This window comes from Paenibacillus forsythiae T98 (assembly GCF_000520735.1).
In the GTDB taxonomy this organism is placed as follows: domain Bacteria; phylum Bacillota; class Bacilli; order Paenibacillales; family Paenibacillaceae; genus Paenibacillus_AQ; species Paenibacillus_AQ forsythiae.
In genome coordinates, this window is record NZ_ASSC01000797.1 from 1 (window position 1) to 16473 (window position 16473).

The 16473-nt window shown below is 54.7% G+C and carries 13 protein-coding genes; 1 reads left to right on the forward strand and 12 read right to left on the reverse strand.

The features are described 5' to 3' along the window. The 12 genes from L692_RS0124450 to L692_RS0124510 all read right to left on the reverse strand — a co-directional run. Positions 1-450, reverse strand: a 450-nt coding sequence (locus L692_RS0124450) for a nitroreductase family protein (protein ID WP_232238858.1), incomplete at its 3' end; no start/stop codon positions are given. A gap of 67 nt (positions 451-517) precedes the next feature. Continuing rightward, positions 518-1612 (reverse strand): response regulator, encoded by a 1095-nt coding sequence (locus L692_RS0124455; protein ID WP_198027825.1) that lies wholly within the window; start codon positions 1610-1612, stop codon positions 518-520. Beyond that, on the reverse strand, positions 1605-5144 hold the full coding sequence (locus L692_RS30100) for a PAS domain S-box protein (protein ID WP_156940573.1): 3540 nt from the start codon (positions 5142-5144) through the stop codon (positions 1605-1607). Before L692_RS30100 ends, L692_RS0124455 begins: the two co-directional genes overlap by 8 nt. Before the next feature lie 208 nt (positions 5145-5352). Beyond that, positions 5353-6768 (reverse strand): ABC transporter substrate-binding protein, encoded by a 1416-nt coding sequence (locus L692_RS0124465; protein ID WP_376717956.1) that lies wholly within the window; start codon positions 6766-6768, stop codon positions 5353-5355. Between the two features lie 90 nt (positions 6769-6858). Next, entirely contained in the window at positions 6859-7683 is an 825-nt protein-coding gene (locus tag L692_RS0124470) for a carbohydrate ABC transporter permease (protein WP_025702564.1), read from the reverse strand. Continuing rightward, a complete protein-coding gene (locus L692_RS0124475; RefSeq protein ID WP_025702565.1) occupies positions 7680-8642 on the reverse strand; it encodes a carbohydrate ABC transporter permease in 963 nt (320 codons plus the stop codon). The genes L692_RS0124470 and L692_RS0124475 overlap by 4 nt, the downstream gene beginning before the upstream one ends. A gap of 258 nt (positions 8643-8900) precedes the next feature. After that, on the reverse strand, positions 8901-9536 hold the full coding sequence (locus tag L692_RS0124480) for a serine/threonine-protein kinase (RefSeq protein ID WP_025702566.1): 636 nt from the start codon (positions 9534-9536) through the stop codon (positions 8901-8903). A gap of 238 nt (positions 9537-9774) precedes the next feature. Further along, positions 9775-10599 carry a PTS mannose transporter subunit IID gene (manZ, locus tag L692_RS0124485; RefSeq protein ID WP_025702567.1) on the reverse strand — a complete coding sequence of 275 codons (825 nt, stop codon included), beginning with the start codon at positions 10597-10599 and terminating at the stop codon, positions 9775-9777. Positions 10600-10628: 29 nt separating this feature from the next. Beyond that, positions 10629-11399 carry a PTS mannose/fructose/sorbose transporter subunit IIC gene (locus L692_RS0124490; protein WP_025702568.1) on the reverse strand — a complete coding sequence of 257 codons (771 nt, stop codon included), beginning with the start codon at positions 11397-11399 and terminating at the stop codon, positions 10629-10631. Between the two features lie 21 nt (positions 11400-11420). Continuing rightward, complete coding sequence (locus L692_RS0124495; protein ID WP_025702569.1) at positions 11421-11909, reverse strand: mannose/fructose/sorbose PTS transporter subunit IIB; 489 nt, start codon at positions 11907-11909, stop codon at positions 11421-11423. Further along, a complete protein-coding gene (locus tag L692_RS0124500; RefSeq protein ID WP_025702570.1) occupies positions 11910-12329 on the reverse strand; it encodes a PTS sugar transporter subunit IIA in 420 nt (139 codons plus the stop codon). A gap of 182 nt (positions 12330-12511) precedes the next feature. Beyond that, positions 12512-15313, reverse strand: a complete 2802-nt coding sequence (locus L692_RS0124510; protein WP_025702571.1) for a sigma-54-dependent transcriptional regulator — start codon at positions 15311-15313, stop codon at positions 12512-12514. 333 nt (positions 15314-15646) lie between these two features. Here L692_RS0124510 and L692_RS0124520 point away from each other — a divergent pair. After that, the coding region (locus L692_RS0124520; RefSeq protein ID WP_025702572.1) for an RNA polymerase factor sigma-54 at positions 15647-16473 on the forward strand (827 nt) is incomplete at its 3' end.

Here is a 16473-nt window from a genome sequence, read left to right on the forward strand (position 1 = left end):
ATATTTCGGCAGCTGGAGAAGCTCGATGACCCCGCGCGTATTCCGCCGGACTCCGCCAATCGGAATGATGCCAAGGCCCAGAGACTCCGCCGCGACAATCGCCGCCTCCAGCGCAATGCCCACATCCGTTGCTCCGGTCAGCAGCGCGTCCACATCGCGTTCCGCGTCGAATGGGATCTTCTCGATCTCTCCGGCCAGCTTGGCGCGGTAAAAATCCATGCAGAACACAAGAAACACCGGCGCCCCGGCGACATGCTTCTGGTTCCCGCTGAGCACGGACAGCTCCCGTCTTCGCTCCTCGTCCCGCACAGAAATGATCGTCACATGCTGCCCGTTGATCCATGAAGGAGCCGCCTGCGCCGCCCGGATTATTTTCTCCAATACTTCCTGCTCCACAGGCCGCCGTGAATAGTCCCGATAAGAGCGATGATTCGCCAGCGTTGACAGCACTTCGTTCAAGTGAACAGCCTCCTCATTATGATTAGTCCGGTAAATCAAATCCGTTCTTTATCTGCCGCTAATGCACTTCCTCGTTCTGATACATGCCGGCAATTTCTCTGAATTTACGCTGGCAGCCAAGAAATACCCGGACGATATCCGGGTCGAAATGCTTGCCCTCATTCCCCGTGATAATCTCCACCGCCTCTTCATGGGACATGGCTTCCTTGTATACCCTCCTGCTCGTAAGCGCGTCATAGACGTCGGCGACGGCCATCAGCCGCGCTGAAAGCGGAATGCTCTCTCCAGCCAGTCCTTCGGGATACCCTGTGCCGTCCCATTTCTCATGATGGGAATATACAATTTCCTTCGCATACCGGAAAAAGGTCTCTTTCTTGTTCATCAGCTGCTCCGCCCGCAAGATCGCTTCTTTGCCCAAGGTGGTATGGGTCTTCATAATTTCGAACTCATCCCGGGTCAGCTTCCCCGGCTTCAGCAGAATATGATCCGGTATGCCCACCTTCCCGATATCATGGAGCGGAGCCGAGGTGACAATCAGGTCGACCGTCTCCCGGTTCAAGACCCCGCTGTATTTGGGCGTCCGGGCAAGCTGGGTGGCCAACTCCTCGATATACATCTTCGTCCGCTGGATATGGTTCCCGGTATCCACATCCCTGATTTCGGCAAGGGAGGCCATCGACATGATGGTCACCTCCTGGATGAGCGAAATCTCCTTGATCCGCCTCGATATTTCCGTCTCCAGGAAATGGTTCTTGTCTTTGAGGAAGTCGTTGGACCGCTTGAGCGTCAAATGCGTCCTGACCCTCGACAACAGAACGGGAGCGCTGATCGGCTTGGTAATATAGTCAACGGCTCCCAGTTCGAAGCCTTTGTTCTCATCCTCCGCTTCTTCCTTGGCGGTCAGAAAGATCACCGGAATATCTTCAAGCTCCTTATCCATTTTGAGCCGCCGGCATGTTTCGTAACCGTCCATGACCGGCATCATAATATCCAGCAGAATCAAATCGGGCGGCGCGGACCTGGCTACCGCGAGCGCCTTCTCGCCGTTCGTGGCGATTTTCACTTTGTACCACTCTTTCAGGAGGCCGCTAAGTAAAGCAATGTTGTCAGGCGTATCGTCCACAACTAAAATAACGGGTCTCAGGTCAAGCATTCTCATCACCCTCAATGCACAGATTGCTGCTCCTTGCCACCCTTTCAATCCGGTCAATCGCTTCTTCAAAGTCGAATATCCCCATCGATTGCTCCATTCCGCGCCAATCCTCCGGCTCCATCCATGCCTTTAATTGATCCTTCACCGCATTGAAATAGTCCACCGCTTCGCTGTCACTGTCCTTCAGCAGACCGAGCAGCCGGCCGATCTCCTGCTTTACCAGCCGGCGAGGAGGCATGTTCCCTTCTGCTTCGGCACCGGAACTTGAAATTCCTTCTAATGCGGAAAGGATTTCCTCCGATATGCCGATGACGGCGGCCTCAAGCCGCTCAAGAAGCGGCGCCAATTCCTCCCCGGCCCAGCCCCCGGACAGTAATCCGCCGATTTCATCCGACAGGCTCTGTACCTCCAAAGCGCCGATATTGCCGGATACGCCCTTCAAGTTATGGACAAGTCTGTGCGCCTCGCCGAAATCCTGCCGATTGACGGCCTCCCTGATCTTCCTCACCGTGTTCCCGTGGCTGTCAGCATATTTCCGCAGCAGACTGATGTATAGCTTCTCGTTGTTGCCCGTCCGCTTTAGACTGCTTGCTGTATCGATTCCATTAAGCTGCGGGAGGATCGGCGCCTCAAGGCCTTGTTCTGGACCGGTATCCCCTTGCGCCGACTGCGAAGACCGTCCCTTCACATCCTCCGGGGTCCATTTGTCTATGATGCTGAACAGAATATCGGGGTCGATTGGCTTGGACACATGATCGTTCATGCCCGCCGCCAGACATTTCTCCCTTTCTTCCGGCATCGTGCGGGCCGTCATGGCGATGATCGGCAGCTCCAGGCCCTGCTCCCGGATTCTTCTTGCGGCTTCAAATCCGTCCATGAGCGGCATTTGCATATCCATAAGCACCAGTTGGAAATAAGACTCCGGCAGCTCCCCGAGCATCCGGACGGCCTCGGCCCCGTTTGAAGCAACCTCCGTCTCCACTCCCTGGCTTTTCAGCAGCTCAACGGCGATTTGCTGATTGATTTCATTGTCCTCGGCCAGCAGAACTCTTAAGCCCTCCAGCTTGTAGTCCTTCTCGTTCACGCTTGAGGGCAGAGGAAGCTCCCCGCTATGCGGCGCGAACAAATTGATGATCGTATCATACAGCAGGGATTGATTGACGGGCTTGACCAGCATGTCGTCCAAATCCGCAACATCAGCCTGCTTCAAAGAGACGTCCTTCCCGAACGCCGTAACGAGTATAACTGCGGGAATCACTTTTAGCCCCGCATGCTTTTTGATCCTTCTGGCGGTTTCAAGCCCATATTCGCCCTCAATCTCCCAATCCAGAAACACAAGATCGTAAGGCGCATGCTCATCCGCTTCCTCAAGAGCAAGAATCGCTTCTTCTCCGGACGATACGGCGGATGCGCTGAAATTGAAATCCTGCAAATTCTTAACGAGAAGCTCCCTTGCGGCCCGATTGTCGTCAACGACCAGCATCCGCAGCGATCTCATCTCCTTGGGCACCTCACGGTTCGAGGAGCCGCCCGCCTTCCTGATGCCGAACCATGCGGTGAACGCAAAGGTGCTCCCTTCACCCGGCTTGCTCTCCGCCCACAGGTTTCCTCCCATCATCTCGACCAGCTTGCGGCTGATAGCCAGCCCGAGACCCGTTCCGCCGAATTTGCGCGTGGTGGAGCTGTCCGCCTGCGTGAACGCCTGGAAGAGCCTTGCTTCCGCTTCTTTAGTAAGCCCGATCCCCGTGTCGCGTACGCTGAATTTCAGCTTCACCCGGTTGTGTATACGCCGGACCTGCTCGACCCGGACGACAACCTCGCCCTTCTCGGTGAATTTGACGGCATTGCTTACCAGATTGGTCAGAACCTGCTGAAGGCGGAGCGGATCGCCGGCAAGAGTCACCGGAACATCGGCCGGCGTGTAATACATCAGCTCCAGGCCCTTGTCGTAGGCGGACTGGCTGGAGAGGGCCACGGCATCGGTAATAACCTCCGGGAGTTCGAATTCAGTAACCTCCAGCTCAAGCTTGCCGGATTCTACCTTGGAGAAATCCAGAATCTCGTTGATAATGCCAAGCAAAGAGGTTCCCGCATTATGTATTTTGGACAGATAGTCTCTCTGCTTCGGACTAAGCTCGGTCTTGAGCGCCAGATGGGCCAGTCCGATAATGGCGTTCATCGGCGTCCGGATTTCATGGCTCATGTTGGCCAGAAACTCGGATTTGGCGGCGGTCGCCTCTTCCGCCATGTACAGCGCCTGCTTAAGCTCGCTTTCCTTCTGCTTCAGCTCGGTAATGTCCTCGGAGACGCCCAGAAGAAAGATGACATTGCCATCGGCATCCAGAATCGGCACCTTGGAGGCATGGACATAACGCAGCGTGCCCTGTTCGCTGTCAACCGGCAAAATTTCGATCTCGTTCACGGTCTGCCTGTGCTCCAGCACCTTTCGGTCCGTAGCGTTCAGTTTTGCCGCCACCTCTTGCGGGAACAGCTCGGCATCGCTCATGCCCTTCATTTCCTCGGGGGACCGTCCAAGGAAGTCCGCACAGGCCTGATTCGCTTTATAGATCTTGAGGTCTTCCGCGTCCTTGACATAGACCATCACCGGAATATGATTGATGATGACATCGAGAAAATTCCGGCTCTCCAGTAGCTCCTTCTCCTTGATCTTCAGATCGGTGATGTCCATCATGATGCCTAAATACCCGCCCTCGGTGCCATCCGACAAATGATAGGCCGACAGGGAATAGAGAATGTCATGCTCTTGACCGTCGGCAAACTGTCTTTTAAGCTGCCTTTGGGATGGCTGGCCGTTCCGGGTCACTTCCTGTCTCATATCGTCCAGCTCCTCGTAGCTTTCCCGGGGCAAATGCGACAAGTGCCTCGTGTGCAGACCGGTCAATTCGAGCCGCTTCACGTTGAACGCCTGCTCATAGGCCGCGTTGCAGCCAAGGAAATAACCCTCTACATCCAAATAAAATAACGGATAGGGAAGGGTGTCAATCAGCTGCGAGGTAAAGTACAGCTGGTCTGAAAGCTCTTTTTTTATACGTTTATACTCGGAGACATTCTCTTTAATCCCCACATAATGTGTGATCCTCTGGTTATCGTCCTTGATTGAAGAGATGATAACGGCCTCCGCATACTTCTCTCCGCTCTTCTTCTTGTTGACGAATTCCCCCTGCCACTTGTCGCCCTTGCTGATGGTCCTCCACATATTCCAATAGGTTTCCGGCGAGGTTTCTTCCGACTTGAGAATCCCGGGCGTCTGGCCGACCACCTCTTCCATACTGTACCCGGTGACCTCCGTAAAGTAAGGGTTGATGTATTCAATCCGGCTGTGCGTATCGGTTATCACGATGGAAAGCGGCGATTGCTCGATGACATTCAGGTACAGGCGCAATTGCTCATTGTACTTCTTTTCGGTCTCCAGCAGCTTTTTGGCGTCTCTCATCTGCTTCATGTACAGGCGCACAATAAAATAAGCCATAATGACAATCGCTACGTAAACCATGCTATGTATGGTAGTCAAGACGGCAGACCTCCCCTCGGAATCTTCGTGGTTTGGGTAAACTCTCTCTCTTCTTTCTTCGACATCATTCAACAATAAAATTAGATCAACCGCACCTTGGATGCGCTTACACAAAAATATTCATGCTCTCCTCTTCACAAAAAAATAACAAATGGCCCCCAAGCGCCTTATCAGGCAGCCTGGCGGCCAAATCTTCCGGGTCCTTATATTATTTTACAGTGGCATTATACTGCTCCAGCTTGTCGGTGATCTGCGCTGCGGCATCCTCCAGCGCCTTCTTCGGCGCCTTCTGGCCGTTCAGCGCTTCCTCAATGGCGCCTTCCACAATCTGGCGGGCTTCCGGGAAGATGCCCATCACCGCTCCCGATGTGGCATTCGAGGCGCTTGAAGCATGAAGCTGATCGACTGCGGTCTGGAACTGCGGATATTTGGCCATGTTGTCCTTCAGGACCTGCTGGTCGTACGCGGCCTTCGTAATCGGGAAGTAGCCGGTGCTTACGCTCCATTCCGCCTGAACCTCCGGGGAAGCGACGTACTTGATGAACTCCCAGGCGGCCTTCTGCTGCTCCTCCGGCTTGTTGTTCATAATGTACAGGCTGGCTCCGCCGACGACAACGCCGCCTTCCTTGACGCCTTCCGGTCTCGGAAGAAAGCCCGTGCCCACCTCGAACTTGCCTCCTACCGCATCCACCATCTTCCGCAAGGCGGCCGTCGAATTGAGGGTCATCGCCACCTGCCCGGCGGCAAAGGCGCTGTCCGTGTCATCCGTATCGCGTCCAAGGTTGGCGACAGCTTTCTCATCGACCATCTTCTTCCACCACTCCAGCGTCTTCACGCCGGCGTCCGAAGCCAGCAGCGATTCCGTCGCAGCCGCGTCGCGGCCATTGCCTCCGTTCACGTACTCGGCATTCTGATTGGCGAACAGCTGCTCCATGAACCATCCATAAATCGCGATTGCGGCTCCCGGCTTGCCGTTCTTGCTGAGCGCCTTGGCGGCCGCCTCGTATTCCTCGAAGGTCTTGGGCGGATTCTCGGGATCGAGTCCGGCTGCTCTGAAGGCGTCCTTGTTGTAATACAGAATCGGATTCGACGTATTGAACGGCATCGCGTTCAGCTTGCCGCCGATCGTATAATAACGGGTGATGTTCGGCTCCAGGGAGGACAGGTCAAAGTTATCCTCGTCGATAAACTTCTGTACGGGAGTAATCATCTTGGAGTCGATCATGAACTTGCTGCCGATCTCATACACCTGCATCAGATCCGGGCCGCTGTCCGACCCGAGCGAAGCCTTCAGCTTGTTCAGGCTCTCGTCGTACTTGCCCTGGTAGACCGCTTCTACCTGAATCCCGGGATGACTTGCGTTGAAATCGGTCGCAATCTTGTTGATCGCTTTCTCCCCGGTGCCGGACATGGAGTGCCACCAAGTGATTTTCACCGGTGCGGCCGAAGCGCTAACCGCGCCACTATCTCCGCTTTTTTCGTTGTTAGACGATGTATTATTCGCTCCGGTATTGTCGCCAGCGCCCGAATTCGCTCCGCAGCCCGTCACAACCGCCATAAACACAGCGAGCACCAGAATCATCCCGCGTCTGAAACGCAGTCTTCCAAAGCCAAACCTCTTCATCTCATTAACCTCTCCTTTTCGGCTATCCCTCTTTGTGGATCTATGGATCATCTGCATCAAGCAGCTGATTTCTTCCATTGGCCGCGCCTTCTAGCCCTTCAGCGCTCCGGCCGACATGCCCCGCACCAGCTGCTTCAGCCCGAATACAAGCAGCAGCAAGGAAGGCAATATTACGAGCGTAATTCCGGCAAACACCAGATTCCACGACGTCGATTCCTGAAATTCCAGCATGGAAATGCCGATCTGCACCGTCCGCATCATTTCACTGTTCGTAATCAGCAGCGGCCACAGGTAGGAGTTGTACATATTCAGGAAGGAGTACACCGCCAGGGTGCCGATCGCAGGCCGGGACAACGGCAGCACATGCCGCAGAAAGTAGCGGATATGCCCGCAGCCGTCCATTCTCGCCGCTTCGAACAGCTCCTTCGGCAACTGAAGGAAGAACTGCCGCAGCAGGAAGGTACCGAACGCCGTCGCCAGAAAGGGAACCGTCAGCCCCTGATATGTATCGAGCCAGTTCAGGCTGCGGACCGTCAAATAATTCGGGATCATCGTCACTTCCCAGGGAACCATCATCGAGGCGACGAACAGGCTGAAGATGAAGCCCTTGCCCCTAAACTCCATTTTGGCAAAAGCGTAAGCCGCAAGGCTCGCCGTAATGAGCTGACCGACCATAACGATGCCGGATACGAGAAACGTATTTCCGATGAAGGCCGCAATCGGCACGATTTCGAACACTTCGAAGAAGTTGGCCGGATTGAACGAATGCGGCACAATGGACGGCGGAAAGGCGCTCGCTTCCTCCGGCTTCATCACGGACAGAAAGAAGCTGTACACGACCGGATAGAGCGCAAATACGGCAGCCAGGGCGAGGATGAGATAGACGGCTGCTTGTCCGGCGATATGCTTTTTCATTGATAATGCACTTTCCTTTCCACCCACTTGAACTGAATCAGGGTAAGGAGCATGATAACCACGAACAAGAGTAGCGCCTGGGCGCTGCCGGTTCCGAACCGGAAATTGACGAAGGCCTCCCGGTAAATGGAGTAGACAAAGACATTGGTGCTGTTCATCGGACCGCCCTGGGTCAAAATATTAATCTGCCCGAACGATTGAAAGGCGCTGATGATGGATACGACAAGCACGAAGAACAGCGTCGGGGACAGAAGCGGAATCGTAATTTTGCGGAACATCGCCATCGGCCCCGCACCGTCGATCCTGGCGCTCTCGTACATGTCATCCGGAATACCCTGCATTCCGCTGGAAATCACGATGTAATTGAACCCCAGATTCATCCAGACGGTCATGAGCGAGACGGAGAGCAGCGCCCACTTCGGGCTGGTCAGCCAGGGCACCGGCGCAATTCCGGCCAGCTCCAGTCCGTAGTTCAGCATCCCGAGCGACGGATGAAACAGAAACTTCCAGATAACGGCCGCGGAACCCACGGACAGCACCATAGGAAGCGAGAATGCGAATTGGAACAGCCGCTTGCCTCTCAGCAGATTATGGGTAAGAGCCGCAAGCACAAGGGCGATCAGCAGCCCTGCCGGAACCGTGAGAAGCGCGAACAGCGCGGTTACACGTATGCCGTCCAGGAACAGCCCGGAGGCAAACAATGACGTGAAATTCCGGAGTCCGACGAATGAGGCCACTCTCCCTGCCGGGTCCGTGCTGTACAGGCTGAGATAGACCGACCGCAGCAGAGGATAGAACATAAACACTCCGAACAGGAGCAGCGATGGCGCCAGAAAGGCATAGGCAAGCATATTTTCCCGCACTTTCAGCGCTTTTAACGAAACCGTACGCCGGCCGGCTCTTGCCGAAGCTCTTCTTGTTCCGGCAGGAAGACGGAGCCGATTATCAAGCTCGCTCATGGCGATGCCTCCTTTATGTATTGGCAACGTGTCTTAATACAACCCTCTGCCAGTGTAAGGCGTATATGTAAAACGAAGACCGCCGGAAACTCAGGATAAGGTAAAACTTTCGGAAAAAAGTTAACGGAGTGAAAAATCGCAGCGCAAATAACCCCGCTTCTGGCGGGGCAACCTAAATTGGCTTCATGAAACCCGGAAACTGCGGTTCGCAGCCGCTTGCCTTTCTTGTTTGGCATCCCGGCCGCCATAGCCCTTGTCTCAGCTCTGTCTGCGCCTCCACAGTCGGTAGCCTTTCCTCACCGCTTCCAGAACAGGACGGGGCACCGGAAACAGCCAAAGCGACGCAAGCGGCCTGTACAACCGGGTATAAGCTTTCTTGAGGTCGTTCCACATCGTGCAGTCCTCCTGCTTGAGAAAATCCGAGATATCCACAATCAGGCCGCGCCCGTCCTGGGTCATTACATTTTTGGCATGGACATCGTGGGGGTGCAGCCCCCGTGAAACCGCATAGCTCAGCGCCTCGTCAATATCGCGGATCGCCTGATCGGTGATGGGAATGCCCCGCTTGATGCAGTCATAGAAGGTGACCCCCCTAAGCCGCTTGAGCACCAGAAAATCAGGGCCCGCATAGTACATCTCCGAATAGGCCGGATGAGCGCCAAGACGGCGGTATACCTCCACTTCTTCTTCGAGCCCCGGCCTTCCGGGCGCATAAATCTTCACCGCATATTTATCGTATTCGGGGTGACAGAGCACCGCCGCATAATTTCCCGATCCCAGCAGCCTCCAGGGCCTTGGAACATTCCGGACCTGAATCGGGTCCTCCGGATGTACGCTTTCCAGCTCCAGCCGATCCAGCAACTCCTCCGCAATCATTTCCAGCAGCTTCTCCATACTTCCTCCCCGAGGCTACATCAAGGCATCTTCCATTCGTGCAATAGCTCTCTTTCTAGATTGTGATTATGACTCCAGTTTAAGACATATTGTGAAAAAACACATCCGGGTTCCGCAAAGATATGCCATAGCGGAGTTCTGCCGCCTCAAAAATTCAAGCAGGCCATCCAGGATGATGCTCCTGGACGGCCTGCTCATGAACGGTTCCCAACGGAATCCGGCGGTCAGTCTGTACGCGTTATGCCAATACGCCAAGCCAATACCCGATAATGCCTACCGCAAATAAAGCAAAAATAAGGGCGATCGCATTCACTTTCTTTTTCAGCAGTCTCATGCACAGGAAGGTCAGAAGCAGCGGAAGCAGTCCGGGCATCAGCTGATCGAGAATCATCTGAACCGTAGTGATGACTTCCTTGCCGTCCGCACCCGTATATTGGGACACCACCAGCGGCACGTTGATACTGGTCCATTTGGACACCAGCGCCCCCATAACAAAGAGCCCCAATATGGAGGCCGATTCCGTCAGCTTGCGCAGCCGGTTGCCCGACATGTCGGACACGATCTCCGTACCTTTCTCATAACCGTATTTCAGGCCGTACCACTTGGTTGCCAGCCGGCAAACGTTAAAGAGAAGGAAGAACAGGAGCGGACCCACGATGCTGCCGGTCAGGGCGATGGATGCGCCGAGCGCCGCCAGAACCGGCCGGAGGGTTCCCCAGTAAATCGGGTCGCCCACACCGGCAAGCGGACCCATCAGGCCGACCTTCACCCCGCTGATCGTAGCGTCGTCAATGGGCTGGCCGTTGGCCTTCTGCTCCTCCATCGCGGCCGTTACCCCCATGATCGGGGCCGAGATGAACGGCTGCGTATTGAAGAATTCCAGATGTCTCTTCAAGGCTTCCTTCTGGTCCTCTTTCTTGCTGTAGAGCCGCTTGATTGCCGGAATCAGCGAGACGCAGAAGCCGATGGACTGCATCCGTTCAAAGTTGAACGAGCCAAGCAGGAACCAGGAGCGCACAAACATGCTGTTCAAATCTTTTTTCGTCAATTTCTTATCTTCCATTGTATAATCCCCTCTTTCTCGGAAGCTTGCTACAGCTCGTCAATTTCTTCCACCGCAGCGCTCTGCGCGCTGTATTTCGGATTCAATTGGATGTACAGGATGGCCAGGACCGCGCCGACAATACCGAAGCCGACCAGGTTGATGCCCGTAAAGGCGGCAACGACGAAGCCCAGGAAGAAGAACGGCATCAGGTATTTGGCGGACATCATGTTGATGACCATCGCATAGCCGACGACGACGATGAATCCGCCCGCGATTTGCAGGCCCCTCGTCACGACTTCCGGAATGGAATTCAGCAGGCTCGTAACCAGTCCCGTTTCCGCTGCAACCGCTACCAGAACAGCGGGCAATGCAACGCGCAAGCCTTGAAGCAGCAGCGCTATAAAATGGCACAGCTCAATTCCCTTGAAATTCGCTGATTCCGCATATTTATCCGCCAAATGCTGGAAGAATACGGTGATCGTCCGGACAAAGATCGTAAGCACCTGGCCGGCGGCGGCAATCGGTATGGCGACGGCAATACCCGCCCCTATCGATTGATGCCCGACAATGACGAGGATCGTGGAAACCACACTGGCCAGCGCCGCGTCGGGAGCCATGGAAGCGCCGACGTTCATCCAGCCCAGGGCCATAAGCTCCAAAGTCCCGCCCAGAATGATCCCGGTCTTGACATCGCCCAGAACCAGGCCGATCAGCGTACACGCGATCAGAGGCCGATGGGTCTGGCCTTCGTCAAGCACGCTGCCCATGCCGCATATCGCCGCGACCAGAGTAACCATAATAAGTTCAAATGTACTCATGCGATAACCCCCTTTCTTATCCTACGACCGGAAATCCTGCAATTTGGAAATCAAATTCACCTTCGGATCGCTGGCGACCTTGCGGATCTCCAGTTCGATGCCCTTCTCGTGGAGCTTGCGGAAAGCCTCGACATCCTGTCTATCCACGGAGACTGCGCCCGTGATCTGCGTCTTGCCTTCCTTATAGCACATGCCGCCGACATTCACCGATTTGAACGGCACCCCGCCTTCCACTACGCGCAGCACATCTGTCGGATTCGTGAAGAGAAACAAGGTCTTGAAATCCGCATATTTCGGATTGTTATACGCCTCGATCGCTTTGTCGATAGTCACAACGTAGGCTTTGATTCCCGGAGGAGAGACTTGAAGGAGCAGCGTCTTCCGCAAGGTATCGGCCGCCACTTCATCGCTGACCGCGATAATTTTGTTGCACTTCGTTTCCTTCACCCATACAGTGGCCACCTGGCCGTGAATCAACCGGTCATCGATGCGAACAAATGAAATTTCCATTTACAATTCCTCCTCAGTTTGGCTGTCTCTTATGCTGCGGAACGATTTCATTGAATCCTGCCCTGCGCGGATCGCCAGCTCGGCCAGCTCCCCCAATTGCTCCGTCGACCGGTTAACCATAACATCGACGATCATCGGCAGGTTGACTCCGGATACGATGTCCATATTCTCATAACCCGCCGCAATCCGGCTGGCCGCGTTATAGGGGCTGCCCCCGAACAGATCCACCAGAAAAATTACGCCGTCGCTCCACTCAAGCGTTTCCAGCGCCGCTTTGAACTTCTCGACCAGTCCGTTAACGCTTTCACCGGGTTCAAACGTCACACCGGCTACGTTCTCCAGCTCGCCGAAGACCATAGCTGTGGACCTCAGCAGCTCCTCGGAAAATTTCCCGTGCGTGCCTACAATTACGCCTATCATTGCTTCACCCCCTCAATTCCTTTCGCTATATATTTAGAATGCAAGACTCGTGCCAAACTTCTGTATGAAGGGCAGAACCCTCGGCAAAATATAAAAATCCCCGGCTGCGCCAGGGATTTTCGCCCGAAAAAAAATGAAAATTCCTTTCGGATTTATTGTCTTCATACACAAATGAAAACGCTTCATACACTTTGCCCCGATAGCGGGTCCGTTTTATATACATCACCGAGCATTTCGCAAATATAATATTTTTCATCGTCCGACAGTGACAGGTTGATACCGGAAGAGAAGATCGCGCACGCCTGATTCACCGCATTCATCATATGAGGATCGAGCATCGCCGTCTCCCCCCGGTAGACCAGCCCGTCGTGAATGACCATCCGCTCCAGCGCATGAGCCGTATGAATTGCGAGTTGAACCTTCATCGCGTATTCGAATTCCGTCTGCAGCCCGCGTTCAAGCTCCTTGACAAAGCTCATCAGGGAACCCAGTATTTTGTGGGGATTCAGGTAGGTCAGGAATTCCTTCAGGCTGTCCTCGCATAAATCCTTGATCACCACTCCCTGATTGTCCTGCACGACGGGCAGCTCATGGTTCAGCAGCAGCTCTCTCAGCAGCTCCTCGCCGGTTGCGTCGATCAGCTGCTCCAGAGGAATGAACGGAACGTTGGGGTCTGCCGGCCGCTTGACTCCAATCACGGCCAGCACAGTTTGCTTGGCCTGCTGCTCCTTGATCACCTTGTCCAGCTCCCTGACCTTTGCCGGGATCACAGCTATTTTCTTCTGCGTCAGGTCGTAGACGATCTTCTCCACAAATTCCTTGACCTTGATCGCCGCTCCTTTGCCGGATGAGCAGACCGTAATGATGACCTTATTGTCCAGAACCGCGCCGGTCGAAGCTTCCAGGTTGTTGTAGCCTCTGAAGTCCTTAAGCGAACGGTAGATGTCCTCCAGCTCCATATCCAGAAGGCTGGCCTTCCGGACGGCCTCAAGCGCCAGCGGCGTGGACACCATATCGAGCGTCTTGACCTTGATTCCGAGCCGCTCCATAATCGCCGCCTCGAAGCTGAGCAGGGAGCCCATGTCCACCAGCAGCAGCACGCCTCTGCCGTTGTCAATGCTCTGAACCTTGCCCAGAATAATCTCCAGAATCTCTCTTGGACTGACATCAAGCGGCATGTCCACCGCGCAAATGCCGGAGGTTCCGAGCAGGCTGTCAACCACGCCGACAATGCTGCTTGCCGTACTGTTGCCATGCGCGGCGACGATAATTCCGACATTGCCCTTCCGCTCCTCCTCCACCGATTTGAGCAGAATCGCCACATACGTAATTTCAGCCTCCGGCACGCTTATGCCAAAGCCGGATTCAATCATGTCCTTGATGGTAAGCGCCATTTTGTATTCTTCATCATTGGGGTCAACGGGATCATAGACGGGCTTGCCGCCATATTTCTTCTCCCGGATTCGCTTAAGGAACGCGCTTAGATGCAGGCTGAAGGCATAGACGAACCGGTCGCTGTATTTCCGGTTCAGCTCCTGCTCAACCAGCAGCTTGACCTGGTCAGCAAATTCGAGGATTTCCCTGTCCACAATTTTGAGAATCCGCTCCCTGCTGCCTTTCTGGTTATAGAAACGGTTGTAGAAGCTTTTAATATGGATATTGACATCCGTCGTGATAAATTTATTGATATAGCTGTCGTCAAGACCCTCGTCTTTCAACAGGCTTATCTTGTCCTCAATCAGCTTGTAGAGATTAAACGGCGGCTCCAGCACATCTTCTTCCGCAGCGTGGCTCCCTTCCGGAGTAATGTAGAGCTGGGAGGAGATGGACTCCAGTTCCTCGCTTTCCCTGCGACTCTTGCCAATGTTGAACAATCCTTCCCGGATATTGCCCGGCAGCACCTTGAAGTCAAGTCCGATGTCGTCCCTGTTCTCGCGGATGCTGTCCAGAAATCCCTTGGCGCAGACGAGCTGGATATTCGATTTGAGCTGCCCGATATTGCCGTAGGTGACACTTCCGATCAATGCCTTCGCGACCTCCGACTCGACCCGGATCGGCTTGTTGACGCGAAGGGCCTCGCTCTCCAGCAGGTGCTTCAGGATACGCAGCTGTTCCGAGGGCATCCGTTCCTGAAACGGAGGGATATTGATCGTGATCGGGATGCGCCGGATAAAGGTCTTAAGCATGGATGATCCCGGATCTTCCGTCGTCGCCGCGACGAGCAGCACATTCGCGCTGCGCTTGCGCTCCGATTCGCCCAATTTATTGTACGTATGGGTATCCATGAAATAGAAAATCATCTCCTGGCCTTCCGGCGGCAGACGGTGAATTTCGTCCAGGAAGAGGATGCCGCCGTCGGCCTTTTCCACCAGTCCCTGCTTCTCCTGGTCGGCTCCGGTGAACGCTCCTTTCACATGACCGAAGATATGGGACAGCAACAGCTGCGGATTATTGTAATAGTCGGCGCAGTTGAACACGATAAAAGGCGCCTGCTCGGTGAACCGCTTCATATGCTTGCCGTAGTTGTACATCAATTTGGCGAACATCGTCTTCCCGACCCCCGTCTGGCCGACAATAAGCGTATGCAGACCCCTTGGCGGGTACAAAATGGCCGCTTTGCCCTGCTCCACCTGATTGCGCATGCTGCCCTTGAAGCCGATCAGGGAATAAAAAGGGTCTTCCTGCTCCCCGGTCTGCAGGATTTCGCCAAGGCTGTTCACCTCGATCTGCTTCTCCTTGAGATGAATGCGGAACATTTCCTCAATGGTCTGCTTATGAAGAAATTTCACCGGTCTTCCCTTGATTTTAATAATCCGGTCGGCGCGGAGGAGCTCATTTAATTCCTTGCTCACGTTGTTTCTGAGCATGTTCTGGTCGGCGGCGATCTCCGCAGCCGTAATCCCTTCGCTTTGAAGCAGCGCATCCTCGGGAAATCCCCTTGTTTTTTCGGCAATGTACTCCAAAATCTTGTCGATTCTTCTCACCTTTTGCACCTCCGGACTGAGCCGTTCCTAGAATGAAGCGCTTGCTTTCGTTTCAAGTATATCGGAGCCACGGGGGAATCTCTATTACAAATCTTTTCCGGGAACCTTAAAAATCTCTGGCGAAACTGTGACAAATGTAATGTGCATCCGGTTCTAAATTCACAAAAATGGAGATATAGGTGTAGGGATGGCCAGCGAAACAGGATCAGCCGTCTGGCGGATTATCCTAAATATCGCGGAATACGGCTGGCCTTTCTCCACGCGGCAGGAGAAGACCGATCTTCCTCCCCAGCAGCCGCCGTTTTTGTTCCGGAAGGAGTTGAAAGCATTTACATGATACAATTCGGACTTAAGCAGGAGCTGGCACAGAAGCTGGCCATGACGCCCGAGCTGCGGCAGGCGATTCAGCTGCTTCAGTATTCGTCGGCGGAGCTGCTGACCTATCTGCGCGAGCAGGCCAACGACAATCCGGTGATTGATCTGCAAGATAGCGATTTAAGCAATGGCGCCGAGCCGCCCGTGTCTCCCAAAGACTGGGAGGACAGCGAAGCCAGCCGCGCCGGAGAAGGCTATGCCTCTTCCTCAGACATGCAGGCCTTCGACCTGCTCGACAGCGTGGCGAATCCCGGCGATACGCTCTATGAGCATTTGAAGAGGCAGCTGGGACTGGTTCGGGGACTTACCGACAGCGAGTACCGGACGGCGCTCTACCTGATCGGCAATCTGGACGAAAGAGGCTACCTCGAACTGGACATGAAATCGGATGCCCGCTTATCGGGAGCTTCCACGCAGGAGGCGGAACGGATGCTGGCGCTGGTTCAGCGCTTCGACCCGGCGGGGGTCGCGGCCCGCAGTCTGGAGGAATGCCTGCTTCTCCAGCTTCAAAGAGACGGAATGGAAGCTGGCCCCATCGCCTTGATGGTGGAGCGGCATCTGGAAGACCTGGCGCATAACCGGCTGCAAAAGATCGCGGACGCCCTCGGAACCGGGATTCAGGAGGTGCAGCGGATGGCCGATGCCATACGCGGGCTGAATCCGCGTCCGGGCGCGCCGTTTGCCGGGCAAGAGCGCCAGTCCGTTATTGCCGATATTACGGTGGAGAAGCTCAGCGGCGAGTACACGGTATTCGTTAATGAGACCGGCGCGCCGCGCGTCTCCCT